This is a genomic window from Streptomyces sp. NPDC001315, from assembly GCF_042896175.1.
Classification (GTDB): Bacteria; Actinomycetota; Actinomycetes; order Streptomycetales; family Streptomycetaceae; genus Streptomyces.
The window spans coordinates 135635-161984 of the sequence record NZ_JBIAWZ010000001.1 but is presented as its reverse complement, the minus strand read 5'-3'; the positions used below and the strand labels follow the sequence as shown (position 1 = coordinate 161984).

The following is a 26350-nucleotide window of genomic DNA, read 5'->3' as shown; positions in this document are numbered from 1 at the left end:
GCGCCTGAGAGGGCGGGCGCGAGGGGGTCAGGAGAGCCAGTCGGTGTAGTGGGTGGGGGCGAGGTGGGCGTCCTTGTCGGTGAGGACGTCACCCTTGACGACGCCGAACATGCCGGCGGTGGGGTCGGTGACGACGGTGCGGTTGTCGCCCTTGTGGGACACGGTGATCCGGCCCAGCTCGTCCAGGGAGAAGATATCGGGGCCGCCGATGTTGCGCGTGCCGTTGAGCGGGGCGCCCGCGGCGACCTCCGCCACCGCGGCGGCCACGTCCTTGGCGGCGATCGGCTGGATCGGCATGGCGGGCAACCGGACGGTGCCACCCTCGGTGGTCCAGGACAGGACGGCGTCCATGAACTCCATGAACTGTGTCGCGCGGACGATCGAGTAGGGGATCGGTCCGGCCTTGAGGATGTTCTCCTGGAGCGTCTTGGCCTTGTAGTAGTCCAGCTCCGGCACCCGGTCCGTGCCGACGATCGAGAGGATGACGAAGTGGCCGACGCCGCCCTTCTGGGCCGCGGCCAGGAGGTTGTCCATCGAGGTCTGGAAGAAGGCCGGGGAGGCTTCGTCGAAGGTCGGGGAGTTCGTCAGGTTGACGACGACGTCGGCTCCCGCCACCGCCTCGTCCAGACCCTGCCCGCTGATGATGTCGACTCCGGTGGACAGCGAGTGCGGTACCGCCTCGTACCCGGCGGCGTTCAGATTGTTGACGACCTGCGATCCGATCAGCCCGGTACCGCCGATGACTGCGATCTTCATGACATGCCTGCCTTTCTTCGAGGGCGTGTCCGCAATATGGCACATATGCCCCAATGTGGGCGCGGCATGACCAAACTCGGACACATTCTGTCCGAGAATATACACGGACATAAGTTGTCCGAGTCAAGCGCCCGATTAGAGTGGCCGAGTGAAGATGTCCGGCGGAGTCGAGTGGGCCCTGCATTGCTGCGTCGTGCTCACGTCGGTCGAGGAGCCTGTCCCCGCGACCAAGCTGGCGGAACTGCACGACGTCTCGGCGAGCTACCTGGCCAAACAGCTGCAGGCGCTCTCCCGGGCCGGGCTCGTGCGCTCGGTCCAGGGCAAGGCGGGCGGCTATGTACTCACCCGGGAACCCGCCTCGATCACGGTGCTCGACGTGGTCGAGGCGGTCGACGGCCCCGGCCAGGCGTTCACCTGCACGGAGATCCGCCAGCGGGGCCCGCTGGCCACCCCGGCCGAATCATGCACCGCGCCGTGCCCGATCGCCCGTGCGATGACCGGGGCGGACGCGGCCTGGCGAGAGGCGCTGCGCGCCGTCTCGATCGCCGATCTGGTTCAGGACGTCGCCTCTGCCTCCGGCCCTCCCGCGATGGCGCGCATCGGCGCGTGGCTGACCGCGCCGGAAGCCTGAGGCCCCGGACGTACGGCAACACCTGCTTGTCGCGGGCGGTGTCACCGACCGTCGACGAACGTGACCGTCTCGTCGAGCGGCGCGCGGCCCGTACGGGCGTCACCCACCGTGACGTCCTCGAACCCGATCGACATGCCGCAGAAGAGGATCAGCTCGTCCGGGGGTGACAGGACCTCCGCGACGGTCTTGTGAAACTTCGCCCACGCCATCTGCGTGCAGCTGTGCAGCCCTTCGGCGCGGAGCAGCAGCATGACGGTCTGCAGGTACATGCCGACGTCGGACCATTGGGGTGAGCCCAGGTCGCGGTCGATGTAGCAGAACAGGGCGGCGGGTGCGCCGAAGCAGTCCCAGTTCGCGGAAGCGGCCCTCTGGCGCGCCTCTATGTCCTCGCGCGCGATACCGAGTGCGCCGTAGCGCTGCCGGCCGAAGGCGGACCGGCGCTCGAGGTACGGGGACTTCAGTGCGGACGGGTACTGCTCGTACTCCGGCTCGTCCCAGGAGTCGCCCGCGGCCAGGCGCTCGCCGGCGCGCTTCTTGAGCTCGGCCAGCGGCGTGCCGGTCAGAACGTAGACGTGCCACGGCTGGAGGTTCGACGCGGAGGGCGCCCAGGCCGCGGTGGACAGGACGCGCTCCAGCGTCTCCCTCGGGACCCGCCGGTCGGTGAATCCTCGCACCGCCCGTCGGCTCGTGACCGCCTCGTAGACGTCCATGATCGCCTGACTCCCATCTGCTCAACACCCCCCTCCGTTACACTCCCGACGGTATCATTCAATACTGTCTTGAGTGAAACTATTCCTTGAGTATGAATCCCGGCCCCCGGCTCCCCGCCTCGGGCACTCTTCGGCACCGCTCTTTGGAGAAAAACCCATGGTCACGCTGCTGCACATCGACTCGTCCGTACTCCCCGGCGAGGCGTCCTCGTCCCGTTCGGTCGCGGATGCCTTCCGCGAGGCCTGGGAGGAGCAGCACCCGGAGGGCACGGTGATCTACCGCGACCTCGCCGCCGACCCCGTCCCGCACATCACCGCCACCGCCTGGACCGGCGGTTTCACCGCCCCGTCCGAGCGCACCCCGGAGCAGTCGGCCGCGTTCGCCGAGCGCGTGAAGCTCATCGAGGAGCTGGAGCAGGCGGATGCCGTCCTGATCGGCGCCCCCATGCACAACTTCTCGATCCCGTCGACCCTCAAGGCGTGGCTGGACAACGTGCTCCTGCTCGGCCGCACCGCGGGCGAGACCCCCTCCGCCCAGGGCACCCCGGTCGTCGTCGTCGCCAGCCGCGGCGGCTCCTACGCGCCGGGCACCCCGCGCGAGGGTTATGAGTTCGTACAGAACTACCTGGAGGCCGTCCTCAAGGGCACCCTCGGCCTGGACCTCGACTTCATCGTCCCGGAACTCACCATGGCCCCCCGCAACCCGGCCATGTCCGAACTGGTCCCCCTCTACGAGGCCTCCCGCGAGCGCGCCTTCGAGGACGCGACCACCAAGGCCAAGGAACTCGCGGAGCGCCTCGCCGCGTAACTCCTGGGCCATGGACGCCGTGTGATGCCTCGCCCCAGGACGTCACACGGCGTCCTCGCCGTCTGCGCCCCTTCCGGCGGTGACGGTGGTGCTCTGTCCCTGGGGCCGGTGGCCCGGCGCTGGGGGGCGGCCGGTCCGGGGGGTTCGGAACCGTTGTCACCTGAGCGTGCACGAGTGTGCCTTCGCGAGCAGGGGCGAGCGTCGGCTTCGGCAGCCGGGCGTGCGGACGGTTTCCGGTCGATGGGAACGGGAGTGCGTCCGTCGAATGCGTGACCTTTGCGGGCGGGGCTCGTTGGGCGGGGTGACGGGATGGTGCGGCGCTGGGCGGGGGTGACGGGATGGGCGGGCTGCGGGAGGTGGCCGCGCCCTTCCTGGTGCCCGGCCCCGCGGGGGTGGCCATCCGGGCCCGGCTGCGGGTGTCGGGGTCGGATGCGGCGGTGCTGGCCGAGGCGGGGGTGTTCCTCGGCTCGCTGGCCGCGGACGCCGAGGACGACTTCACGGCGCTGGTGGATCTGCTGCTTCAGGGGCTAGGGGCTTCAGGGGTCGCGGGCCTAGCCCCGCCGTGCACCGCAGGGGCGCGACCGTGACCGTCGTTCCGGTGCCGCCGACCCAGCCGTAGTGGCCGGGGACGTTCCACGGGGCGAGGGGGGAGACGTCCTTCCGGTAGGTGCGGGAGCGTCGTACGGAGATGCCCCCCCCGGGCTCCGGGAAGTCATCGCGACGCCTGCGCCTCCGACGGATCCACCGTGGCCTGGTGGGCCTCGGCGAGGTGCTCCTGTGCCTTCAGCCAGGGCAGGAACTGCGCCGCCTGCCGCCAGCCGCACGTCTCGCATCTGATCGTGCGCTGTACGCCCGAGCGCTGCACCCTGACCACGTGCTCGCGTCCGTGCTGGTCCCAGCGGGTCACCTTGCTCGTGTTGATCGGCATGACGCCTCCAGCGGTCACGTCCGGGCAAACCTCGGCCAGCAAGGAGTGTGCAGCAAGACCAACATCAACAGTGGGTTCTTCGCGGCGAGTTGGCCAAGCCGTGCCCTGGCCCCCGAGCCGCCGCACCCGACCCCGGTTCAGCCGATCGTCCGTGGCAGCCGCAGGCCGAGCAGCCCCGTCAGCACCACCCCGGCGAGCTGGACCAGCAGCGTCGTGACCAGGGCGTCGCGCATGCCCAGGCCCGGGACCAGGGACAGGAAGAGAGTGCCGAGCGTGGCCACGCCCAGCGCGAGCGCCGACTGCTGGGTGGTGATCATGACGCCGCTGCCGACCCCGGCCCGGGCGGTCGGTACCTCGGAAAGGACCGTCCGGAAGATCACGGGGAGTTGGAGTGCCTGACCGGCGCCCGCGATCGCCGCCCCGGGGAGCAGTTCGACGAAGCCCAGGTCCGGCCAGGAGCGCCAGGCGGCCAGAGCCATCAGGCCCACGCCCAGCCCCTGGATCACGGCGCCGGCGGGCACGACACGCGTGCCGTACCGGGTGACCAGGCGCGGTCCGGCGAGGGATACGCAGAAGAACACGGCGGCCATGGGGGCCAGCGCCAGGCCCGCAGGGACCGGGCCCAGGCCCGCACCCCGCTGGAGCGCCACCGCGATCACGAACATGAAGCCGCTGAAACCGATGGAGAACGGCAGGATGAGCACCAGCCCGCGGCGCAGCGACACCAACGCGAACAGGCTCGGCGGCACCAGCGGCGTACGGCCCTGCCGGTCCGCCCGACGCTCCACCGCGTAGAACGCCGCCGCCACGAACGGGAACGCCGCCAGCGACAGCCACGTCCACAGCGGCCAGCCCGCCGCCCGGCCCTCGGTCAGCGGGACGAGCAGCGTCAGCAGCGACAAGGCGAGCAGTACGGTGCCGGGGCCGTCCACCGGCTCCGGGCGCTGGGAACGGGTCTCCGGCACGGTCCGGGCGGCCAGCACCAGGCCGACGACCACCACGGGCACGTTCACCAGGAACACCGAGCGCCAGCCGGTACCCGCGACGTCCGCGGCGACCAGGATCCCGCCGAGGATCTGCCCGGCCACCATGGACAGGCCGGCCGTCGCGCCGTACAGGCCCATCGCCTTCGCGCGGCGCCGTCCCGAGGTCGTCGCCTGGATGGTGGCGAGCACCTGCGGGAGCATCGCGGCGGACGCCGCGCCCTGCGCGACCCGGGCCGCGACCAGGGTCCAGGCGTTCGGGGCCAGCCCGCACGCCAGGGAGGTCAGGCCGAAGGCCGCCATGCCGCCCAGGAAGAGCCGACGGCGGCCGAACAGGTCGCCGAGCCGGCCGCCGAGGACGAGCAGGACGGCGTACGCGAGTCCGTACCCGGAGACGACGAGTTCGAGGACGGACTCGCTCGCGGAGAGGTCGGCGCCCATGCTGGGCAGGGCGACGTTGACGATGAAGAAGTCGATGAGCGGCAGCGCGGCCGCGAGCAGCACGGTGAAGAGTCCGGGGCCGCCGAGCGCGGGTGGCGCCGAGGGGGACCGGACGGCGGGCGAAGCGATGGTTTCGGTCACGGTCCCGAGCCTGCGCCGACCGTCAGGCTGGTACCAGAGTCTCCTTGTCCTGGTAGCAGGACTACCTGGAAACAGGGTCCGGGTGGCGTCATGCTGGACGCATGACGACCATGGCCCAGGAGACGACCGCCCCGCGGGCGCGCGGCGCGGAGATCCGGCGGCACGAGTTGGCCGCGTTCCTGCGCAGCCGACGCGAGCGCATCGCGCCGGAGCAGGTGGGGCTGCCGCGCGGCGGTCGCCGCCGCACCCCCGGCCTGCGGCGGGAGGAGGTCGCCCAGCTCTCCGCGGTCGGCGTCACCTGGTACACGTGGCTGGAGCAGGCCCGTGACATCCAGGTCTCCGTGCAGGTGCTCGACGCCCTGGCCCGCACCCTGATGTTCGACCCGAGCGAGCGTGCCCACCTCTTCCAGCTCGCGGGGGCCGTCGATCCGACTCCGGCCCATGTCTGCCCGTCGGTCACCCCGGCCCTGCGGGCGATCCTGGAACAGGTCGAGCCCTTCCCCGCCTGCCTCCAGAACAGCCGCTACGACATCCTCGCCTACAACCGCACGTACGGGCTGCTGCTCTGCGACCTGGACGCGGTGCCGCCCGAGGACCGCAACTGCATGATCCTCTGCTACACGCACGAGGAGTGGCGTGCGTCGATCGTGCACCTGGAGGAGACCCACCGGCTCATGGCCGCCCGCTTCCGGGCCGCGATGGCCGGCCATCTCGCCGAGCCCGGTTGGAAGATGCTGCTCAAGCGGCTGCGCGCGGAGTCCCCCGAGTTCTGCGACGTCTGGGACCGGCACGAGGTGCTCGCCGCGCGGACCCGCCGCAAGGAGTTCCGCAACCGCCACGTCGGCCGTATCGCCGTCGACCACACCGACCTGTGGCTGGGCCCCGAGGCGGGCCCGCGCCTGGTGACGTACACGCCGGCGGACGAGGAGTCGAGGACGAGGCTGGAGAAGCTGCACGCGATCGCGCTGGAGAAGGCCGGCACCTGAGGGGCGTCAGGGGCAAATCGCGGGCGGCAGGCGCGCCGGGGGTACTCACGGGCGGCACAGGCGCGCCAGGGGTACTTATGGGCGGCAGGAGCGCCGGGGGCAATCACGGACGGCAGGCGTGCCAGGGGTACTCAGGAGCGACAGGCGTGCCAGGGGCACTCACGGACGAGCGGCAGCCCCCACGGCCTCCCTCACCTCGGCCGACTCCAACTGCTCAGCCGTCCGCTCGGCAGTCCTGCGCGCCCAACGCCCGCTGCTCACCGCGCCCAGCACCAGCACGGCGAAGCCGCACCCCGCGAGAATCCACCACCCGGGCCGCGCCGCCGACACGAACGTGTCCGCGTACGACGACGCCCCCACGCCGGACGCCAGCACCGCCCCGACCACCGCGACGCCGAGCGTCTGCCCGAGCTGCCGGCTGGTGGAGGCGACGGCCGCCGCGACACCGGCCTGGCTGCGCGGCATGCCGGACACCGCCGTGTTGGTGATGGGCGCGTTCACGAAGCCGAAGCCGATGCCGAACAGGACGTACCCGACGAACAGCGTGACGTTCGAGGTCTCCGCCTCGAAGGCCGCGAACAACACCCCGCTCGCCGTCATCGCGAGACCGGCGACCAGCAGCGGAAGCCGCGGACCCCGGCTGCCCACCAGCCGTCCGGACAGCGGCGCGCACAGGAACGTCGGGACCGCCATCGGCAACATCCACAGGCCCGCGTGCAGGGCGTCGAGGCCGCGTACGTTCTGGAGGTACAGGGTCGACAGGAACAGGAACCCGCCGAGCGCGGCGAACGCGCTGATCGCGACGACCGTCGCCCCGCTGAACGGCGCCGAACGGAAGAAGCGCAGGTCGATGAGGGGTTCGGTGCGCCGAGGCTCGTACCACAGCAGCCCGGCCAGGGCCGCGACGGCCAGCGCCGCGAGGGGGAGGATCGAGGCGAGGCCCGCATTCGGCGCCTCGATGATCGCGTACGTCAGGGCGCCGAACAGCACGATCACCAGCAGCTGGCCGACGGGGTCGGGGCGGCGGGCCTTCGGCGCGCGGGACTCGGGGACGTAGCGGAGGGTCAGGACGAGGGCCGCGAGCCCGACCGGCAGGTTGACCCAGAAGATCGAGCGCCAGCCGACCGACTCCACCAGCAGTCCGCCCACCAGTGGGCCGGCCGCCATGGAGATGCCGACGACCGCGCCCCAGGCGCCGATCGCGCGGGCGCGCTCGCGCGGGTCCGTGAAGGTGTTGGTGATGATCGACATGGCGACCGGGTTGAGCATCGAGCCGCCGACCGCCTGCACCATGCGGAACGCGACGAGCGACTCCAGATTCGGGGCGAGGGAGCACAGCAGCGAGCCGACCGAGAAGGCGATCAGGCCCGCCATGAAGATCTTCTTGCGGCCGATCCGGTCGGCCGTGGAGCCCGCGAGCATCAGCAGCGCGGCCAGCACCAGCGTGTACGCGTCGATGGTCCACTGCAGGCCCGACGTGGACGCGTGGAGGTCGCGCTGCATGGCGGGCAGGGCGACGTTCAGGATGGTGTTGTCGAGGCTCACGATCAGCAGGCTCATACAGCAGATCGCGAGCACGAGCAGGCGTCGGCGATGGCTGAGCTCGGACATGCTTTCCATCGTACGCGCGTTTCGATAGTGCGGCTAACTAATGGTCAATGCATGATCAGTGCCCGGGGTGCCGCAAACAGGTGCCCGAGTATCCGCCGGCGTACGGGACAATGGGGGAATGTCCACGCCCGCATCCCCCTTGCAGATCGGCCCGCACACCGTCCGGCCGCCCGTCGTGCTGGCCCCCATGGCTGGGATCACCAACGCGCCCTTCCGCACCCTGTGCAGGGAGTTCGCCGAAGGTGAAGCCTTCGCCGGAGGCGAAGCAAAGGATGGAGCCAGCGGCGGCAAGGGGCTGTTCGTGAGCGAGATGATCACCACCCGGGCGCTGGTCGAACGCAACGAGAAGACCATGCAGCTGATCCGATTCGACGCGACCGAGAAGCCGCGCTCGATCCAGCTGTACGGCGTCGACCCGGCCACCGTCGGCAAGGCCGTCCGCATGATCGCGGAGGAGGACCTCGCCGACCACATCGACCTGAACTTCGGCTGCCCGGTCCCGAAGGTGACGAGGAAGGGCGGCGGGTCCGCCCTCCCCTACAAGCGCAACCTGCTGCGGTCGATCCTGCGCGAGGCCGTCAGCGGCGCCGGGGACCTCCCCGTCACCATGAAGATGCGCAAGGGCATCGACGACGACCACATCACCTACCTCGACGCCGGCCGGATCGCCGTCGAGGAGGGCGTGACGGCCATCGCGCTGCACGGGCGTACGGCCGCGCAGCACTACGGCGGTACGGCCGACTGGGAGGCGATCGCGCGACTCAAGGAGCATGTGCCGGAGATCCCGGTGCTCGGCAACGGCGACATCTGGTCGGCGCAGGACGCGCTGCGGATGGTGCGGGAGACGGGCTGCGACGGGGTCGTGGTGGGGCGCGGGTGCCTGGGCCGGCCGTGGCTGTTCGCGGACCTGGTGGCAGCGTTCGAGGGGCGTGAGCAGGACATCATGCGGCCCGTCCTCCGGGAGGTCGCCGACGTCATGGTCCGGCACGCCACCCTCCTCGGCGAGTGGATCGGCGACGAGTCGCGCGGCGTCATCGACTTCCGCAAGCACGTGGCCTGGTACCTGAAGGGTTTCGCGGTCGGCTCCGAAATGCGCAAGCGCCTCGCCGTCACCTCCTCCCTGGAGGAGCTCCGGGCAGGGCTGGACGAGTTGGACCTCGACCAGCCCTGGCCCGTCGGCGCCGACGGGCCCCGCGGTCGTACGTCCGGCAACAACCGTGTGGTGCTGCCGGACGGCTGGCTGAAGGACCCGTACGACTGCGCGGGCATCGGCGAGGACGCGGAGCTGGACACGTCCGGGGGCTGACCGTGCACCGCCGCGGCTGATCAGTTCTCGCTGGGGTGCGGGGTCGAGCCGTACGCCGTCAGGAAGCGGTCGCGGAACGAGCTCATCTTCCAGACGGGCGCGTTGTGGGCCGGGCGGAGTCCGTCCGTCCAGTTCCAGTCGGCGATCTTGTCGAGGACCTTCGGATCCTTGGCGACGATCGAGATCGGGACGTCACGGCTGGCGTGGGTGCCGCTGACCCGGGAGATCGGCTGGTGGTCACCGAGGAAGACGAGGACGGTGTCGTCGGTGCCGTAGCGCTCCAGCCACTGGGTGAGGGCGGTCACCGAGTACTGGATCGACTTGCCGTACTCCTGCCGGGACTTGGTGGTGTCGGCGATGACGTCGGCCGCCTTGTTGCCCGCCTTCTCGATGTCCTGGAAGACCGAGCCGTCGCCGAGGGTGTTCCAGTCGACCATCTTCGGGATGGGCCCCCACGGCTGGTGGCTGGAGGTCAGGATGATCTCCGACATCAGCGGCTTGTCGCGCTTCTTGCCGTGCTCCAGCTGCTGGAACGCCTCCAGCGCGTACTGGTCGGGCATGGTGGACCAGCTGAACTTCGGGCCCTGGTAGCCCATCTGGAAGGCGTTGTAGACCTTGTCGAGGCCGTAGTACTTCTGCTCCGGCCAGCCCTTCTGGATACCGGGCATGACACCGACCGTGTCCCAGTCGCCGGTCTTCCGGAAGGCCTTGGTGAGGCTGAGGTGGTCGCTGGACATGACGGTCCGGTAGCGCTGCTGGTTGTCGATCCACAGGCCCGACATGGTGGTGGAGTGGCCGAGCCAGCTGCTGCCGCCGTAGGTCGCCGAGGTCAGCCAGCCGCTCTTGGCGTGGAAGCCCGCGGTCTCCAGTGCCTCGGTGCTCGCTTCGAGCGTCTTGTCGACGCCGGGTGCCATGATCGGGTCCTCGATCGCGCTGCGGCCGTAGCTCTCGATGAACGTGAAGATCATGTCCTTGCCGCGCAGGTCGGGCACGAGCTGGTCGGCCGGGGTGTTGCCGAAGGTGTCGTACCTGGCTTCCTTGCCGAACGCGGCCTCGTCCCTGAGGGTGTCCCGCACGGACCGGGCCTGGTACTTGACGACGGCGGCCGCGTGCTGCGAGGCGACGGGGACGCCCGCCACCTGGAGGCCGAGCGCGGTGCAGGTGATCCACACGGTGCCGACGAGGAGCGTTGCCCGGGTCGCGCTGGCGCGGTGCCGGTCCAGCAGGTTGCCCAGCCGGACCAGGGCCAGCGCGACCAGCGCGAGCAGGAGGACGACGGCGGCGATGACACCTACCGTGAGGGCGAGGGTGACCGGCCCGCCGAGCGAGTCCTTCAGGTACGACTGGGCGTCGTCGAGCAGGCCCCAGTCGAGAATGATGTTGAAGGGCCGGCCGAGGTAGTCGTTGTACCCCATGTCCAGCATGTTCAGCACGGCCACGGCACCGAGCAGCACACCGGCGACCGCCGACACCACCAGCCGCGGCCGACGCGGCAGGCTGAGCAGTACGACAGCGAGCATCACCGCCTCCGCGGGGAGCCGCATGAACTCTTCCGGCTTCAGATTCACGAGCGTGCTCGGCATCTGGAGGCAGACGTGGACGAGGAGCACTGCGAGGAGGGTGGTGGTGAGGGACAGCGCCCGGGAGACGAAGGGGTGCTTGTCCCGCCAGCCACGCCAGCCACGCCGGATTCCGGGGCGGGTGCGGCGATCGCCGTCCGCTGAGGTTGGGTCGGGCTGGTCGGCCGGGGTGTCGTCGGGGCTGTCCGCTGAGGTTGGGTCCTGAGCCTTACCCTCGCCCTCGCCCTCGCCCTCGCCCTCGACCTGGGCCGCGACCCGAGCCTCGCCCTCACCCCCGACCCGAACCTCACCCTCTCGCTCTCCCGCGACCTCGGCAGCGACCCGGGGCTCGCCCTCCGCCACGACCGCCCTCTCCGTCGCCCCGGGCGACCCCTCGTCGGCGTCCGGGGTCAGGAGCTCGCCCTCGGCAACCCCTGCCGTGTCCGGTTCCTGGCGCATGCTCGTGTGCTGGGGCAACGGAGGTCCTTCCGTGCGGGGCGCGTGACGGAGTGGCGGGCCTCGCTGGGGAGGCCGGGCCCGCCGTCATCCCGTACGGGCTGCCCTGGGTGTTCGTTCACGAGGCGGGGCAAACACCCGGCAAACGCCTCGCCAACATTTCCGCCGGACGGACCCTACGCACCGCCGACCGCCGTGAGCAGGGCGAGCGGGGCCGCAGCCGACCGGGACTCCCGTACGCAGGCGTGCGGGTAGGGAACCGGCTCCCCGTGGGTGTCGCGGCCGTAGCCCGCGAGGACCTCGGGGAGGCGGTGGCCGGTCGCGGTGGCCGCGTCGACCAGGGCGTGGGCGACCGTGCGGGCCTCGTCGTGGAGGCCGTAGCGGGCCAGGCCCAGGGTGATGAGCGCGTTGTCGTGCGGCCAGACCGAGCCCCGGTGGTACGAGAGGGGGTGGTACGCCGGTTGCCCGGAGGCGAGCGTGCGTACGCCCCAGCCGGAGAAGAAGTCCGGTTCCAGCAGGCGCCGGCCGACCAGTTCTCCATACTCCTTGTCCAGCAGGCCCGACCACAGCAGGTGCCCGGCGTCCGAGGCCAGCGCGTCGACCTGACGGCCCTCGCCGTCCAGGGCCAGGGCCGGGAAGGCGTGCTCCCCCATCCAGAAGTCCCGCTGGAAACGGTCGCGCAGGTCGGCTGCCGCCTGTTCCAGCAGGGCCGCGTAGACCTCGTCGTCCCAGGCCGTGCGCGCGACCCACGCCGTACGGCGCAGGGCGTCGTACGCGTACCCCTGGGCTCCCGCCGCCATCACCGTGCCGCGGGCGCGGGTGCCGTCGGCGGAGCAGATGGCGCCGGGGGAGTCCTTCCAGTTCTGGTTGGCGAGGCCGCCCTGGTCGGCGCGGTAGACCAGGTAGCCGCGGGACGTCAGCCCGCCGTGGTCGAGCATCCAGCCGATCGCCGCGCGGGCGTTCGGTTCCAGGCGGCGGGCCAGGGCGGTGTCCCCGGTGTGCTCGACGTACGCCCCGAGCAGGACGAGGAACAGCGGCGTCGCGTCGACCGAGCCGTAGTACCGCCCGTACGGCACCTGCCCGAAGTGGGCCAGTTCGCCGTGCCGCACCTCGTGCACGATCTTGCCGGGCTGCGCCACCGACGCCACGCCGGTGTCGGTCGCCTGGGCCGCGGCGAGCGCCGGGAGCGTGGCGGCGGCCAGCTGGGGGCGGTAGGGGAGGGCGAACAGGGACGTGAGCAGGGCGTCCCTGCCGAGCAGGGTCAGGAACCACGGGGCACCCGCCGCCGGAACGCGCAGCTCCTCGCCGTCCGGTCCGGTCGCCGGGACCTGGAGCGAGGCGAGGTCGGCGAGGCCCCGGGCGCAGGCCGCCGCCAGCTCCGGCCAGCCGGTCGGGAAGGCCACCCCCTCCACGAATCGGCCCTCCAGAGCGAGGAGTTGCTCGTTGAGCGCGGCCGGGGAGCGCGGTACCCGCAGGGCCCGCTTCTCGCCGTGCGGCCGGGCCATCACCCGCAGCGTCAGCTCCGCCGTGCCGTGCGGTTCGAGGTCGAGGGTCCACACCAGGCGGCGGGCACCGGTGCCGGTCTCCTCGACGCCGTCCGGGGCGGGCTCGGTCGTCACCGTCGTACAGGAACGCCACTCCCCGCGCCGGTAGACGAACTCCACCCCGTCGTCGAGGATCTGGCGGGCGCGGGTGGCGCCGGCCTTGGCGTACGTGCGGTGGTCGGAGCGCAGCTCGAACTGGTCGGTGAAGTCGGCGTCCGCGGTGACCGCCAGGCGCACGGTGGTGGGTACCGGGCGGTTGCTGGTGACCCGTACCGTCTCGACGAACGAGCCGTCACCGACGGCCTGTTCGCGGAAGAGTGTGTACGCGGGCGGCTCGGCGCGCCCGCCGCGCGGTACGAGGACGCAGCGCGCGGTGTCCCCGTCCGCGACCGGCGACAGCGCCTCCGGCACCGCGCCGTCGATCGTCAGCTGCCAGCGGCTGAGGTGCCGGGCGTCGCGGACGAACAATCCGTCGGGCGAGCCGCCGCGTACACCGCTGATGTCCCCGCCGTCGCCCACCGCGGCGAACGTGCCGCCGTACACGAGCAGATGAAGCCGGTCCGTCATCCCCGGTCCCCTCCCTTGTCACTCATGTCGAACGTGCCGATGCCCGTGACGGACACGCTGTGTCCCGAGGGCCCGTGGAGCAGGTCGAGCGTGAGCGCCGCGGTCCAGCTGAAGCCGGTCGCGCCGCAGGCCTCGCCGGTGTACGGGTCCACGTACTCCGCGAAGCCGGTCGCGTCGGCGGTGTCCAGGACCGCCTGTCGCAGCGCCTCGGCCCGCGCCTGTTCGCCGTGCAGCCGCAGCCCGCGCTCCAGCAGCCAGCTGGTGTTGAACCAGGCCGGACCCCGCCAGTAGCGGTGCGGGTCGAAGGCCTCGCCGAGGAGGTCGTAGCTCGGGACGAGGCGGGTGCTGTCGCCCAGCCCGAAGTGGGGTCCGCGGGCGGTGCGGACGAGGGCGGCGGCGATGCCGTGGGGGAGGCCCGGCAGCAGGAGGGGGACCAGTCCGGAGACGCTGCGCTCGGGGATCATCTCCCCGCCCCGCACGTCCCGGCAGAAGAACATCCCCTCCGCCGGATCCCACAGCCGCTCCACCAGCGCCGCCGTCAGCCGTTCCGCGCGCGCGTGCCGGGCGGTTCCGGTCGCGCCCAGCTCGTGCGCGATCCGCGCGAGCGCGTGCTCGGAGGCGATCAGCAGGGCGTTGAAGGAAGGGTCCTCCACGGCGAACTCTGCCCCGCCGTCGGCGTACTCCCCGTCCCGGTAGTCCGTCGCCAGCCGCACGTACCGCCCGTAGTCCAGGTCCGTCGGCCGGTCCTCGGCCGCGCCGTGGTCGAGGTCGGCGCGGCGGAAGGAGCGGGCCGGGGCCGGGGTCACGCGGGAGAGGGGGGCGTCCCAGCAGGGGCTGTTGTCCATGCCCTGTTCCCAGGGGTGCACGACGGACGCGAGTCCGCCCCCGCCGAGGTCCCGGCGGTGCAGGAGATAGCGGTGCCAGGCCGCGAGGCGCGGATAGACCCGGGTCAGGAAGCCGCGGGCCCGGGACAGTCCCGGGTCGGCGCAGTGCACCAGCCACGCGGCCAGCGCGTGCACCGGTGGCTGCACGATGCCCGACGTCTGTACGGTGCGCGGGGCGCCCGCCGCGCGCCCCGCGGTCGAGGAGCGCCAGAAGTCGGGGCTCGGGAAGTACGCGTCGAGCGGTACGGAGGGGTTGAAGACGATGTGCGGGATCCGCCCGTCGCCCCACTGGGCCGCCAGCAGCGTCTCCAGCTCCGTCTGGGCCCGCAGCGGTGAGACGTGCCGCAGGCCGATCGCGATGAACGCCGAGTCCCAGGACCACTGGTGCGGGTACAGGCTGGGCGAGGGCACCGTGGACGTTCCCGTCCAGTTGCCCTCCAGCACATGTGCGGCTCTGAGGTGCAGCGACCCCGCCGAAGGAGGCGGATCGTATGCAATAGAGCGCTCTGTGCGGCGGGCTGTCAGCTGGGCAGTGCGATCCACTCGGGACTCCCCGAAGACGTAGGGCGGACCGGTTCGGCAGTGGCTACCGTAGGGTTACGTCTATTTAACACGCAAAACTCAATATGTAATGCAGGGTTGAGAAACACAAGGGGGTGCGCATGACCGGACGGCCGGGCAGGACCGGTAGGGCCACGAAGGCGGGCAGTCAGGCGAGCGCCGGAGATCTGCTCGAACTGGTGCGCACGGGCCGCGCCACCACGCGCGGAGCCCTCCAGCAAGTGACCGGACTCTCCCGGGCCACCGTCGGCCAGCGCCTCGAGCGCCTCTTCCGCGCGGGCTGGCTGCGCGAGGGCGCCGGCGGTCCCGTGGACTCCCCGCTGGGCGGCCGCCCCTCCATCACCCTGGAGTTCGACGACGCCCACGCGGTCGTCCTCGCCGCCGACCTCGACACCCGGCACGCGCGCGCCGCCGTCCTCACGCTCACCGGCGAGATACTCGCCGAGCACTCCGGCACGCTGGTCATCGAGGACGGCCCGGACGCCGTACTGGGCGAGCTGGGCCGGTGGTTCGCCGAGCTGCTGGAGAAGGCGGGGCACCGGGCCGGCGAGGTCTGCGGCATCGGGCTCGCGGTGCCGGGCCCGGTCGACAGCGAGACCGGCAGGGTCGTCCAGCCGCCGATCATGCCCGGCTGGGACGGCTACGACATAACGGGCCGCCTGGCCCGCGCCTTCACCGAGCACACGGGCGCCCAGCGGGTACCGGTCCTCGTCGACAACGACGCCAACCTCATGGCGTACGGCGAACAGCGCACCGGGCACCCCGACTGTTCGGCGTTCATGCTGGTCAAGGTGTCGACCGGAATCGGCGCGGGGGTCGTGGTGGACGGCTCCGTGTACCGCGGGATCGACGGGGGCGCCGGCGACATCGGGCACATACGGGTGGGCGCGGAGGCGCTGTGCCGGTGCGGCTCCTACGGCTGTCTCGCCGCCGTCGCCAGTGGCGGCGCCGTGGCCCGGCGGCTGGCCGAGGCGGGACTGCCGGCGGCCTCCGGCTCGGATGTGCGCGACCTGCTCGCGGCCGGGCATCCGGAGGCGACGGCACTGGCGCGCGAGGCCGGCCGCAGGGTCGGGGACGTCCTCGCGACCGTCGTGACGCTGCTCAACCCCGGCGTGCTGATGATCGCGGGAGATCTGGCCGGAACCCCCTTCCTCACCGGCGTACGCGAGCTGCTGTACCAGCGGGCGCTGCCGCGCTCCACGGCCCGGCTGGACGTGGTCACCTCGCGGCTCGGTGAGCGAGCCGGGCTGGTGGGGGCCGGTGCGATGGTCGTGGAGTACCTGTACGCGCCGGAGCGGGTGGAGGAACGGCTGCTGGCGCTCGGCGTGTGAGCGGACGAGGCGTTCGAAGCGTGGGTGACGAGCATGTTTCCCGTCCGGATCCCTGTCCGCATGGTGAAATCCGGGCGGCTGTGGCAGCGTGATTCTCGCCACCCTTGATAAGGGTTGCGCTCAGATGAGCGGATTGTGCGCGACTGCACTTCTCCAAGGGGTGGCACTGAGTGCCACCCCTTGATCGTTCATCGATCGAAATCAGGCGTGCCGAGAGACGCTCAGATGAGCGCGATGTGGCGTCTGTGGGCCCTTATGCGTTCAAGAAGTGAAAACATCGGCTGCTCGACGCTTGCCAAGCCTTGACTTTCAATCCGGTGGCGGACGGTGAGTTACAGGCACACGACGCACAAGTGGACGTACCCAGGCGCCTTCGATCTGGGTATGTTCCTGGCCGTCAGGGCAGCCACCGCGTCCTCGAGGAGTCGAGACCCGTGTCGGAAAACAAAGAACCCCAGGTAGCTGAGAGCGGCACCAGCGTTGAGGGCGTGAAGTTCGTTTACGACTTCACCGAGGGCAACAAGGACCTCAAGGACCTCCTCGGCGGCAAGGGCGCCAACCTCGCCGAGATGACCAACCTGGGTCTTCCGGTCCCTCCGGGCTTCACGATCACCACCGAGGCCTGCAAGACCTACCTCGACAGCGGCGAGGAGCCCGCGGCACTGCGTGACGAGGTGAGTGCGCACCTCGAGGCCCTCGAAGCGAAGATGGGCAAGAAGCTCGGCCAGGCCGACAACCCCCTCCTCGTCTCGGTCCGCTCCGGGGCGAAGTTCTCCATGCCGGGCATGATGGACACCGTCCTGAACATCGGCCTCTCCGACAAGTCCGTGCAGGGCCTCGCCAAGCAGGCCGGCGACGACCGCTTCGCCTGGGACTCCTACCGCCGCCTCATCCAGATGTTCGGCAAGACCGTCCTCGGCGTCGACGGCGAGCTGTTCGAGGACGCGCTGGAGAGCGCCAAGGAGGCCAAGAAGGTCACGGTCGACACCGAGCTGGAGGCCGCGGACCTGAAGAAGCTGGTCACCAAGTTCAAGCGGATCGTCAAGACCGAGGCCGGCCGGGACTTCCCGCAGGACCCGCGCGAGCAGATGGACCTCGCCATCAAGGCCGTCTTCGACTCCTGGAACGGCGACCGCGCCAAGCTCTACCGCCGCCAGGAGCGCATCCCGCACGACCTGGGCACGGCCGTCAACGTCTGTTCGATGGTCTTCGGCAACCTCGGCCCGGACTCCGGAACCGGTGTCGCCTTCACCCGCGACCCCGCCTCCGGCCACCAGGGCGTGTACGGCGACTACCTCCAGAACGCCCAGGGCGAGGACGTGGTCGCGGGCATCCGCAACACCGTCCCGCTCGCGGAGCTGGAGCAGATCGACAAGAAGTCGTACGACCAGCTGATGCAGATCATGGAGACGCTGGAGAACCACTACAAGGACCTCTGCGACATCGAGTTCACCATCGAGCGCGGCCAGCTGTGGATGCTCCAGACCCGCGTCGGCAAGCGCACGGCGGGCGCGGCCTTCCGTATCGCCACCCAGCTGGTGGACCAGGGCCTCATCGACGAGACCGAGGCGCTCCAGCGTGTCACCGGTGCCCAGCTGGCCCAGTTGATGTTCCCGCGCTTCGACGAGCACGCGAAGACCGCGCAGGTCGGCCGGGGCATCGCGGCTTCGCCGGGTGCGGCGGTCGGCAAGGCGGTCTTCGACTCGTACACGGCCGTGAAGTGGTCCCGCTCGGGTGAGAAGGTCATCCTGGTCCGCCGCGAGACCAACCCCGACGACCTCGACGGCATGATCGCGGCCGAGGGCATCCTGACCTCGCGCGGCGGCAAGACCTCCCACGCGGCCGTCGTCGCGCGCGGCATGGGCAAGACCTGCGTGTGCGGCGCGGAGGAGCTCGAGGTCGACACCAAGCGCCGGCGGATGACCGTGCCCGGCGGGCACGTGGTGGAGGAGGGCGACCTCATCTCCATCGACGGGTCGAGCGGCAAGGTCTACCTGGGCGAGGTCCCGGTCGTCCCCTCCCCGGTCGTGGAGTACTTCGAGGGCCGGATGCATGCCGGCGCCCACGACGCGGACGAGCTGGTCGAGGCCGTGCACCGGATCATGGCGTTCGCCGACCGCAAGCGCCGGCTGCGGGTGCGCGCCAACGCGGACAACGCCGAGGACGCGCTGCGCGCCCGTCGCTTCGGCGCGCAGGGCATCGGCCTGTGCCGTACGGAGCACATGTTCCTCGGTGACCGCCGTGAGCTGGTCGAGCGCCTCATCCTGGCCGACACGGAGGACGAGCGCGAGGAGAGCCTGAAGGCGCTGCTCCCGCTGCAGAAGCAGGACTTCGTGGAGCTGTTCTCGGCGATGGACGGTCTGCCGGTGACGGTCCGTCTCCTGGACCCGCCGCTGCACGAGTTCCTGCCGGACGTCACCGAGCTGTCGGTGCGTGTGGCGCTCGCCGAGTCCCGCCAGGAGCCCCACGAGAACGACCTGCGCCTGCTCCAGGCCGTCCACCGCCTGCACGAGCAGAACCCGATGCTGGGCCTGCGCGGCGTACGCCTCGGCCTGGTGATCCCCGGCCTGTTCACCATGCAGGTACGGGCGATCGCCGAGGCGGCCGCCGAGCGCAAGAACGCCAAGGGCGACCCGCGCGCCGAGATCATGATCCCGCTCGTCGGCACGGTCCAGGAGCTGGAGATCGTCCGCGAGGAGGCCGACCAGGTCATCGCCGAGGTGCAGGCGGCCACCGGCACCGAGCTGAAGCTGGCCATCGGCACGATGATCGAGCTGCCGCGCGCCGCGCTGACCGCCGGTCAGATCGCCGAGGCGGCGGAGTTCTTCTCCTTCGGCACGAACGACCTCACCCAGACGGTGTGGGGCTTCAGCCGCGACGACGTGGAGGCCTCGTTCTTCACGGCGTACCTGGAGAAGGGCATCTTCGGGGTCTCCCCCTTCGAGACGATCGACAAGGACGGCGTCGGCTCCCTGGTGAAGTCCGCCGCGCAGGCCGGCCGGGAAACCCGCCCCGACCTCAAGCTCGGCGTCTGTGGTGAGCACGGCGGCGACCCGGAGTCGGTGCACTTCTTCCACGAGGTGGGACTCGACTACGTCTCCTGCTCCCCGTTCCGCATCCCGGTGGCCCGCCTGGAGGCGGGTCGCGCGGCCACGCAGTCGGCGGGCAGCGACCACCGCTGAGCCTGATCCCGACCCCGGAGCCGCCGTCTGGTCCCCGACCCTCACCGATCGGCAGCGGCTCCGGCGCTCGAAAGAAGAAGGGGCGGCACCCTGTGCGGGGGTGCCGCCCCTTCGGCCATGCTCTGCGGAGACTGTCAAGCTACGTCGCTGACCAGGCAAAATGGTGTTTGTTGGCGTTGGCTGCCGTTGAACTCGCAGGAAGCCGTTGTGCCCTCGTTGTGCCCTGCGGGCGCGGCTAGGCGCCGTCACGCGCCGTGGCGGCCGCCGAAGACGCGTACCTGGCGGAACCGAGCCCGCGTAACCCGCTTTGCAGGTTTGTCCGGGTTGACCAGAAGCTGGTCCAAGCCCGTTCACCGGCGTTCATCCCCGCGCGGACAGCCGTGCCCCTCGGTGGGCCCAGCTCGGGCATCCGGGCGAAATGGGTGCGTCTTTGTAGCCATCGACGGGCAGTACTGGCATTCATTGCTTGTGCGAGACGAACAGAGGGGCGACAGCAACGAGCAGCTGCGCCGGACGCTATCACGGCGCGTCACTGGATGGATCGCCGTCGCCGCAAGCCTGGCCGGAATTCTGGCCTCGGTACTCCTGATCAAGGATCGCTATTTTCAACCCTCCTTCACCCTCGCCAATTGGACAAAGGAGGCCAACGCGGTCTGCGACCAGCGCTATACCGACATGATCACCGCGATCAATCGATCAAGAGACTCCATGTACGCCTTGAATTCCGCCGTCGACAAGCTCGGAAAGCCATCTGGACCGACCTTCGAGGAAGTGAAGCCTCTCTTGAGCGCGGCTGCGAATGACCTGGACGTTCTATCCGGGCGCGAACGTGCGATCGAACGGGACTTTGAGAAGATCGAGCGCCCCAAGGGGCACAAGAAGGAGGTGGAGAGTCTCATTCAGACTATGCAGCAGGTGAGTCAGACGGACGCCGACTTCGCGGCGGACACACACGAAGCAACCAGTGGGTCAGGGAACGGCCGGACCTACAATCAATATGTCGAGCTGCGAAACAAACAGATCGTCAAGCTGAGAGAATATCTGCAGAAGCTGGGCGTAGAGAAATGCCTTGCTTAGCTGAAGTCATGACGTTAAGCGCACACACGACTCGCCGGACACATGCCCAGCCTCTCGCAGTAGAGGCCGTGCCAGGAATCGAACTTCCCCCAGTTACTTTCTTAACTCCATTTGGTCAGACGTTACCGCAAATCTAAATTCTTCGAGTTGGCCTGGTCGTTCTGGCCACACTGCTGCCGCTGGCTTCTGAACTTGATTGAGTGATGTCGGTGCCATTGGCCTGACAGGTCGATGTCGGCACCAGTAGCTCTGGGGTGTGAGGTACGCGCAGGGCGGCGGCTGACCGACGCCGAGAGAACTACGCGGGAGCGGTTGCGGCTCCGGGCGGTGGAGCGATTCGAGGGCGGACAGGAGAACGCGGAGATTGCCGCTGCCCTGCGGATCAGTGTGCGGTCGGTCGAGCGCTGGCGCCGGGCCTGGTGCGAGCTGGGCGAGGCTGGGCTGCTGTCGAAAGGGTCGCCGGGAAGACCCCTGCTCGGTGAAGCCCAGATCGCCAGGCTGGAGCGGGAGTTGGGGCGTGACCTGACCGGCCCAATAGTTGAGCGACTGGTCACTCTCTTATAGGGTGAGGTCATGGCCAGACCACGCAATGAAGAGCGCCGGCTCGCGATCCTGTCGGCAGCCGAGCAGGTCATCGCATCCCAGGGGATCGGCGCCGCGTCGACGGCAGTGATTGCGAAGGCAGCCGGCATCTCCAACGGTTCCCTGTTCACCTACTTCGATACCAAGACGCAACTGCTCAACGAGCTGTACATCGCGCTCAAGACCGAGATGGCCGAAGCGGCACTGGCCGGCCTCCCGGACCAGAGCGGGGCGCGCGAGCAGGTACGCCACATGTGGGAGCACTGGGCGCGCTGGGCGACCGGCAATCCCGCCAAGCCGCGGGTCCTGGCCCAGCTCCAGGTCGCGGACGACATCACCGACGAGAGCCACCGGCAGGTGGGCCGGGCCGCGGCCGGGATCGCGGAACTGCTCGAACGCGCCCGCGCCGGTGGCCCGATGCAGCACGTGCCGCTCGGCTTCGTCCTCACCCTGGCCAACGCGCTGGCCGAGGCGGCGATCGACGAGATGATCCGCGACCCCGACCGGGCCCCGGCCAACGCCGAGACCGCCTTCGAAGCCCTGTGGCGCGTCCTGGCCGGCACAGACACCCCAGACCGGTCCCGAGCCGCCACCGCATGAACCCCTCGACAAAGGAACCGGCGCAATCCATGAGCACTCAGCCTCGCAACGCCTGGATCATCACTGGACCCACCTCCGGCATCGGCTATCGCACCGCCCTGGAACTCGCCGCCCACGGCACTCTCGTCCTAGTGGGCCGCAACCCCGCCAAGCTCAAGGAGGTCGAGAACGAGATCAACGCCCGTCCCGGCGGCCACGCCGTGTCGGTCGTGTGCGACTTCGCCGACCTCGCCAGGGTGCGACGCGCCGCCGAGGAAATCGCCGCGCTCGACCTGCCGATCGCCGGCCTGCTCAACAACGCCGGCATCATGCCCACCGCGACCAGCACCACCGCCCAGGGCTGGGACCTGGCCTTCACCAGCAACCACCTCGGCCCGTTCGCTTTCACCCAGGCATTGATCCCGCGCCTGCCGGACGGCGCGAACGTCGTCTTCACCTGCTCCGCTGTCGAGGACCCCGAGCGCAAGCCCGCCGTCCTGGCCGGCTTCCGCGGCGCACGCTACCTCTCCGCGAAGGACAGCCTGCACGGCCGTTGGCAGCCCGGCGGCTCGACCAAGCCCGGCTACGACGCCTACGCCACCTCCAAGCAGGCCAACCTCGCCACCGTCCTCGCCTTCGCCCGCGAGACCCCCCGGCTGCGGTTCAACGCCGTGGAACCCGGCTTCAACCCCGGCACTGGACTGAGCCGCGACGCCAATCCCGCGCTGAGGCTGCTCGCGACCTACGTCTTCGGCCCGCTCGCGCCCCTCATGCCCGGCGGGAGCACCCCGAAGCGCGCCGCCCGCGTGATCACCGGCGTGCTGACCGACGCCTCGGATAGCACCGGCGTCTACCACGACGAGAAGGGCCACCCCATGCTCGGCTCCACCCAGGTCCGCGACACCGCCTTCCAGGACCGCCTCGTCGCCGAGACCCGCGCCCTGCTCAAAGACCTCATTTGCCTGACGGCGACCTCCGCGTTGCGGTAGCCCTGGGGTGTGAGGTACCCGCAGGGCGGCGGGTTGACCGACGCCGGGAGGGCCGCGCGGGAGCGGATCAGGCTGCAGGCCGTGGACCGCTTCGAGCGCGGAGGGAAGAACCAGGAGATCGCGGCGGAGTTGCGGGTGTCCGTGCGGTCGGTGGCGCAGAGCGTGGCGGGAGCGGGGTGAGGCCGGGGTCGCGTCGAAGGGGTCGCCGGGGCGGCCGAGGCTGAGTGGGGTCCAGATCTCCCGGCTGGAGCGGGAGTTGGAGCGCGGGCCGCTCGCGCACGGCTGGGCGGACCAGAGGTGGACGCTGGCCCGGGTCAAGACGGTGATTGGCCGGCTGTTCCATGCCTCCTACACGGTGGAGGGCACCTGGCGGCTGATGCGGCGGCACGGTTGGTCGTGGCAGCAGCCCGTACGGCGGGCGATCGAGCGCGACGACGAGGCCGTCGAGGTGTGGAAGAAGGAGACCTGGCCGCGGGTAAGAGCACCGCGGCGGAGCTCGGCGCCTGGCTGGTCTTCGAGGACGAAGCCGGGCAGTCGCTGACCCCGCCGCGTGCCAGGACCTGGGGCCGCCGGGGCCGCACCCCGGTTGTGCGGGTGCGCGGGCGCGGCTCCGGACGCGTGTCGATGGCGGGCATGACCTGCTACAAGCCCGGTGAGCGGTCCCGGCTGATCTACGCGATCCGCGAGTACCGCGGGCGCAAGGACGAGCCGAAGGACTTCGGCTGGCGCGACTTCCGCGACCTGCTCGTCCGCGCCCACACCCAGCTCGGCGGCCCGATCGTGCTCGTGTGGGACAACCTCCGCCTGCACCTGACCAAGCCGCTGCTGTCGTTCATCGAGGCGAACTCCCACTGGCTCACCGTTTTCCAACTGCCATCCTATGCACCGGACTTGAATCCGCAGGAAGGCATCTGGTCACTGGTCAAGCGAGACCTCGGCAACCTCGCCGCCGCCGACCTCGGCCAGATCACCCGGGCCGTGAAGCGCCGGCTGAAGCAGATCCAGTACCGCCCGGACCTGGTCGACGGCTGCCTCGCCGAGACCGGGCTGATCATGGACGGCTGACCGACATCACGAATTCAAGTTCAGTTACTTCCTGCTTGGTCGCCGTAGCGGCTGGCCGCACAGCAGTCACCTCCCTGGTTCAGCGACCAGGGGGCGACTGCTGCATTGAGCAGAGGCGAAGGCGGGCCCAGGCGGCTTTCAAGACCGCCCAAAGACCCGCACCGCAAAGCACGTTGAGCAGGGCGTTCGCAGGCTCCGCATGGTGCACGTGGGCGAAACTGGCCGGACCTCGCTTCGTACGGACGGGGTGGCAGGGAGCCGAGGCCGGTACGTCCGGCCGGGTCCACCACCTACGACACGTCAGGAGTCCGCATGTTCGGCAAGAAGACGCAGCAGTTGTCCGACCTGACCGCGCCCGCGAACGTCGCGAAGGGCCAGCAGGTCTACGACCGCATCACGTCCGGCAAGTGCAAGAACGCCACGGCGGAACTGAACGCCGCTTACGGCCGCAACGGCAAGCGCAAGAGCGCCTGACCCCACCCCACCCACGACACGGCGCGGCCCCGGTGCTGGAACACCGGGGCCGCTTTCGGGCCGTACCACCTAGCAGGGAGGACACGACCCAATGAACCACATCGTCACTGTTCAGGAAGCTGTTACCGCCTTCGCCGACTGGAACGAGCCGACGGACGCGGAGCTGGACGCGATCGAGCAGGAGATGCCGCTGATCCTGGCGGACGTCGACCTGATCGACGCGCAGATCATCGCGATGGACCACACCCCGAACGAGGTCGACACCCGCCGCACGCGCCGCGCCCTGGCCCGGGTCCTCGCGGAGTGGCGCACCCTCGCCAACCGCACCGGCGACGGCACGCTCGGGGGTGCGGCGTGAAGACGCTCACGGCGCAGATGTCGAGCGACGGCGGCCCCTGGCGGCTGTACGTCGCGGTCATGGGGGTCCCGGACTGGCCGGAGTTTCGATGGCATTCCGGCCCGCTGCCCACGGTGGCCGAACGCCGCGCGGTGCTGGCCGAACTCGGCTACGAGGTGGCGCCCGGCGCGGAGTGGTCGTGGACCGAGGACAGCCGCGACCCGGACGACGACCGCACGCCGGTGACCCTGATCGCGGCCGTGACCGTGCGCCCGCGTGGGGCGGTGACGGCATGAAGGCCAAGACCGTGCTGCCGGCCGTCGCGATGACGGCCGTGTCCATGGTGCTTACCCTCGCCGTGGTCGTGATGTGGCTCGGCACGGCGATGCCGTGGCCGGTCGCCCTGGTCGTCGGTCTGGGGATCGACGGCGGATGGCTGGCCACCCTCGCCTACGAACGGCGCCTCGCCGCGCAGGGCGACCACAGCCGCGCCGTCACCGGCGTCGGCTGGTCCTTCGGCCTCATCGCCGCCGGCGTCCTCATCGCCCACGCCCTCACCGCGGAAGAGTCCGCCGGCGCGTGGCTGGCCGTGGCCTGGCTGCCCATCGCGGCCAAAGCGCTCTGGCTGGTGCACGGGCTGTGGGAGCGCACCGCGCTCACCCCGAACGCCCTGGGAGCCATCCGCGGTATCCAGCAGGAGGCACGCGACGAAGCGGCCGTCGCCCGTGCCCGACTGCGGGCGGAGGCGACCACGGAGGAGACGCGGCTGACGGCCGTGACGGAGGCCGGGGCCCGCGTCGCACGCGTCCAGGCCAGGACCGCACAGAGCTTGTCGCGGGCGTGGTCGACGCTGGAGACGGCCCGCTCCGGTGAGGACACCGGACGGGCGCTGACCAGCGTGACGGCCCGCGTCACGCCCGGCGTCACACCCGCCTGGGACCTGCCGGTCTGGGGGCCCACCGAACCGGTCGCGCTCGCGCTGGACGCGGGGCCCGCGCTCACCGATGCGGCGCTTGATGCGTTGGTCGACGAGATCCGCCACAGCGAGACCCCGGCCCTGTCCTACCGCGAGATGGCCACCCGATTCCGCGCCGGTGGCCACTCCGCATCCGAGGTCCGCCTGAGGGCCGCGTGGAAGCGCGTGGCGGCCTGATGGGGGCGCTGCCGGTGTTCCGGTGGCGCCTGGCCCCGGACGGCTACGCCACCCGCCGCCAACTGCGCGCCATCGGGCTGCGCCCTGGCGGTCAGGACGTGGCCGCGCAGCTTGAGCGGCCCCGACACCGACGCGGCCCGCTGGTCGCCTACCTCTACCGCATCGACCACGCGAAGCCCGTCCGGCCGATGACCGCGGCCCGGCGGGCTGCCCTTGCCAAGGCCAACGCCGCGCGCCGCACCTGCCCCGAGTGCCGCCGTGACGCGGGATACGTCATCCCGCCATCGCTCGGCCTGTGTTCGACCTGCGCTTTCCCCGACAACGCCCCGGAGGGTGCGTCATGGAACAGTTCCCCGCACACCGCCCGTTGACGGTCGTCCAGCTCCCGGACGGCAGTCACGTCTACGCCGACCCCGCCGCGCTGTCCGTCCAACAACCCACCGGCCCGCAGGTGGTCCACATCCACCAGGCGCCCCCGGACCGCATGGTCCAGCGCGTGGCGCTCGGCTCCGGGGTCGGTGCCGGGGCGGTCGCGGCCGGCGTCTACTTCGGCCCGCTGCTCGTCGGCGTCCTCACCGCCATCGCGGCCAACCTCGCAATCCTCACGCTGCTCGCCGTGGTGATGGCGTGGGGCGTGGTCACCGTCGTCCGCTCCATAGGCGGCGACGACGGCAAGGCCGCGACCAAACGTCTGCGCCGCGGACGTTGA

The 26350-nt window shown here is 70.6% G+C and carries 28 protein-coding genes; 20 read left to right on the top strand and 8 right to left on the bottom strand.

The features are described 5' to 3' along the window. Window positions 1–27 precede the first annotated feature (27 nt). Window positions 28–756: an SDR family oxidoreductase gene (locus ACFY16_RS00745; protein WP_390644910.1), complete on the bottom strand. Its 729-nt coding sequence runs from the start codon at window positions 754–756 to the stop codon at window positions 28–30. A gap of 154 nt (window positions 757–910) precedes the next feature. On the opposite strand from ACFY16_RS00745, the gene ACFY16_RS00740 reads away from it, so the two are divergent. Then, window positions 911–1387, top strand: coding sequence for an RrF2 family transcriptional regulator (locus ACFY16_RS00740; RefSeq protein ID WP_390646061.1), 477 nt, complete (start codon window positions 911–913; stop codon window positions 1385–1387). A 41-nt stretch (window positions 1388–1428) separates the two neighbouring features. Here ACFY16_RS00740 and ACFY16_RS00735 read toward each other — a convergent pair whose 3' ends face one another. After that, a complete protein-coding gene (locus ACFY16_RS00735) occupies window positions 1429–2097 on the bottom strand; it encodes a nitroreductase (protein ID WP_390644909.1) in 669 nt (222 codons plus the stop codon). Between the two features lie 157 nt (window positions 2098–2254). Here ACFY16_RS00735 and ACFY16_RS00730 point away from each other — a divergent pair, with 157 nt between their 5' ends. Both ACFY16_RS00730 and ACFY16_RS00725 read left to right on the top strand, forming a co-directional pair. Further along, entirely contained in the window at window positions 2255–2905 is a 651-nt protein-coding gene (locus ACFY16_RS00730; RefSeq protein ID WP_390644908.1) for an FMN-dependent NADH-azoreductase, read from the top strand. 338 nt (window positions 2906–3243) lie between these two features. Next, on the top strand, window positions 3244–3492 hold the full coding sequence (locus ACFY16_RS00725; RefSeq protein ID WP_390646115.1) for a hypothetical protein: 249 nt from the start codon (window positions 3244–3246) through the stop codon (window positions 3490–3492). Window positions 3493–3617: 125 nt separating this feature from the next. Here ACFY16_RS00725 and ACFY16_RS00720 read toward each other — a convergent pair whose 3' ends face one another. After that, window positions 3618–3833, bottom strand: coding sequence for a hypothetical protein (locus tag ACFY16_RS00720; protein ID WP_390644907.1), 216 nt, complete (start codon window positions 3831–3833; stop codon window positions 3618–3620). Between the two features lie 137 nt (window positions 3834–3970). Beyond that, window positions 3971–5398: an MFS transporter gene (locus ACFY16_RS00715; protein ID WP_390644906.1), complete on the bottom strand. Its 1428-nt coding sequence runs from the start codon at window positions 5396–5398 to the stop codon at window positions 3971–3973. 101 nt (window positions 5399–5499) lie between these two features. Here ACFY16_RS00715 and ACFY16_RS00710 point away from each other — a divergent pair, with 101 nt between their 5' ends. After that, complete coding sequence (locus ACFY16_RS00710; RefSeq protein ID WP_390644905.1) at window positions 5500–6384, top strand: helix-turn-helix transcriptional regulator; 885 nt, start codon at window positions 5500–5502, stop codon at window positions 6382–6384. A gap of 159 nt (window positions 6385–6543) precedes the next feature. Here ACFY16_RS00710 and ACFY16_RS00705 read toward each other — a convergent pair whose 3' ends face one another. Continuing rightward, window positions 6544–7995 (bottom strand): MFS transporter, encoded by a 1452-nt coding sequence (locus ACFY16_RS00705; protein WP_390644904.1) that lies wholly within the window; start codon window positions 7993–7995, stop codon window positions 6544–6546. 118 nt (window positions 7996–8113) lie between these two features. Between ACFY16_RS00705 and dusB the strand changes: the two genes are divergently transcribed. After that, window positions 8114–9301 (top strand): tRNA dihydrouridine synthase DusB, encoded by a 1188-nt coding sequence (gene dusB, locus ACFY16_RS00700; RefSeq protein WP_390644903.1) that lies wholly within the window; start codon window positions 8114–8116, stop codon window positions 9299–9301. Window positions 9302–9321: 20 nt separating this feature from the next. Here dusB and ACFY16_RS00695 read toward each other — a convergent pair whose 3' ends face one another. The 3 genes from ACFY16_RS00695 to ACFY16_RS00685 form a co-directional block, all read right to left on the bottom strand. Further along, window positions 9322–11319 carry a CDP-alcohol phosphatidyltransferase gene (locus ACFY16_RS00695; protein WP_390644902.1) on the bottom strand — a complete coding sequence of 666 codons (1998 nt, stop codon included), beginning with the start codon at window positions 11317–11319 and terminating at the stop codon, window positions 9322–9324. 173 nt (window positions 11320–11492) lie between these two features. Continuing rightward, window positions 11493–13427 (bottom strand): glycogen debranching N-terminal domain-containing protein, encoded by a 1935-nt coding sequence (locus ACFY16_RS00690; RefSeq protein ID WP_390644901.1) that lies wholly within the window; start codon window positions 13425–13427, stop codon window positions 11493–11495. Further along, window positions 13424–14854 (bottom strand): trehalase family glycosidase, encoded by a 1431-nt coding sequence (locus tag ACFY16_RS00685; protein WP_390644900.1) that lies wholly within the window; start codon window positions 14852–14854, stop codon window positions 13424–13426. Before ACFY16_RS00685 ends, ACFY16_RS00690 begins: the two co-directional genes overlap by 4 nt. A gap of 119 nt (window positions 14855–14973) precedes the next feature. Between ACFY16_RS00685 and ACFY16_RS00680 the strand changes: the two genes are divergently transcribed. The 15 genes from ACFY16_RS00680 to ACFY16_RS00610 all read left to right on the top strand — a co-directional run bounded on the left by ACFY16_RS00680 (window position 14974) and on the right by ACFY16_RS00610 (window position 26350). Further along, complete coding sequence (locus ACFY16_RS00680; protein WP_390644899.1) at window positions 14974–16203, top strand: ROK family protein; 1230 nt, start codon at window positions 14974–14976, stop codon at window positions 16201–16203. A 434-nt stretch (window positions 16204–16637) separates the two neighbouring features. Next, window positions 16638–19385 (top strand): pyruvate, phosphate dikinase, encoded by a 2748-nt coding sequence (ppdK, locus tag ACFY16_RS00675; RefSeq protein WP_390644898.1) that lies wholly within the window; start codon window positions 16638–16640, stop codon window positions 19383–19385. Between the two features lie 468 nt (window positions 19386–19853). Then, window positions 19854–20462, top strand: a complete 609-nt coding sequence (locus ACFY16_RS00670; protein WP_390644897.1) for a hypothetical protein — start codon at window positions 19854–19856, stop codon at window positions 20460–20462. A gap of 231 nt (window positions 20463–20693) precedes the next feature. Then, entirely contained in the window at window positions 20694–21026 is a 333-nt protein-coding gene (locus ACFY16_RS00665; RefSeq protein ID WP_390644896.1) for a helix-turn-helix domain-containing protein, read from the top strand. 9 nt (window positions 21027–21035) lie between these two features. Beyond that, the gene (locus tag ACFY16_RS00660) at window positions 21036–21644 is read left to right on the top strand and encodes a TetR/AcrR family transcriptional regulator (RefSeq protein ID WP_390644895.1); all 609 of its coding nucleotides are present in this window, start codon (window positions 21036–21038) and stop codon (window positions 21642–21644) included. 29 nt (window positions 21645–21673) lie between these two features. Next, window positions 21674–22612 carry an SDR family NAD(P)-dependent oxidoreductase gene (locus ACFY16_RS00655; RefSeq protein WP_390644894.1) on the top strand — a complete coding sequence of 313 codons (939 nt, stop codon included), beginning with the start codon at window positions 21674–21676 and terminating at the stop codon, window positions 22610–22612. 9 nt (window positions 22613–22621) lie between these two features. Continuing rightward, on the top strand, window positions 22622–22792 hold the full coding sequence (locus ACFY16_RS00650; RefSeq protein ID WP_390644893.1) for a helix-turn-helix domain-containing protein: 171 nt from the start codon (window positions 22622–22624) through the stop codon (window positions 22790–22792). 142 nt (window positions 22793–22934) lie between these two features. Further along, window positions 22935–23153, top strand: a complete 219-nt coding sequence (locus tag ACFY16_RS00645; protein ID WP_390646060.1) for a winged helix-turn-helix domain-containing protein — start codon at window positions 22935–22937, stop codon at window positions 23151–23153. Beyond that, window positions 23150–23677 carry a transposase gene (locus ACFY16_RS00640; RefSeq protein WP_390646059.1) on the top strand — a complete coding sequence of 176 codons (528 nt, stop codon included), beginning with the start codon at window positions 23150–23152 and terminating at the stop codon, window positions 23675–23677. The genes ACFY16_RS00645 and ACFY16_RS00640 overlap by 4 nt, the downstream gene beginning before the upstream one ends. A 312-nt stretch (window positions 23678–23989) precedes the next feature. After that, complete coding sequence (locus ACFY16_RS00635; RefSeq protein ID WP_390644892.1) at window positions 23990–24151, top strand: hypothetical protein; 162 nt, start codon at window positions 23990–23992, stop codon at window positions 24149–24151. Window positions 24152–24242: 91 nt separating this feature from the next. Then, window positions 24243–24509 carry a DUF6284 family protein gene (locus tag ACFY16_RS00630; protein ID WP_390644891.1) on the top strand — a complete coding sequence of 89 codons (267 nt, stop codon included), beginning with the start codon at window positions 24243–24245 and terminating at the stop codon, window positions 24507–24509. Continuing rightward, complete coding sequence (locus tag ACFY16_RS00625) at window positions 24506–24784, top strand: DUF6303 family protein (protein ID WP_390644890.1); 279 nt, start codon at window positions 24506–24508, stop codon at window positions 24782–24784. The genes ACFY16_RS00630 and ACFY16_RS00625 overlap by 4 nt, the downstream gene beginning before the upstream one ends. Further along, entirely contained in the window at window positions 24781–25641 is an 861-nt protein-coding gene (locus ACFY16_RS00620; protein WP_390644889.1) for a protein spdB, read from the top strand. The genes ACFY16_RS00625 and ACFY16_RS00620 overlap by 4 nt, the downstream gene beginning before the upstream one ends. Beyond that, window positions 25641–26012, top strand: a complete 372-nt coding sequence (locus ACFY16_RS00615; RefSeq protein WP_390646058.1) for an RRQRL motif-containing zinc-binding protein — start codon at window positions 25641–25643, stop codon at window positions 26010–26012. The genes ACFY16_RS00620 and ACFY16_RS00615 overlap by 1 nt, the downstream gene beginning before the upstream one ends. Beyond that, window positions 25982–26350 carry a DUF6251 family protein gene (locus tag ACFY16_RS00610; protein WP_390644888.1) on the top strand — a complete coding sequence of 123 codons (369 nt, stop codon included), beginning with the start codon at window positions 25982–25984 and terminating at the stop codon, window positions 26348–26350. The genes ACFY16_RS00615 and ACFY16_RS00610 overlap by 31 nt, the downstream gene beginning before the upstream one ends.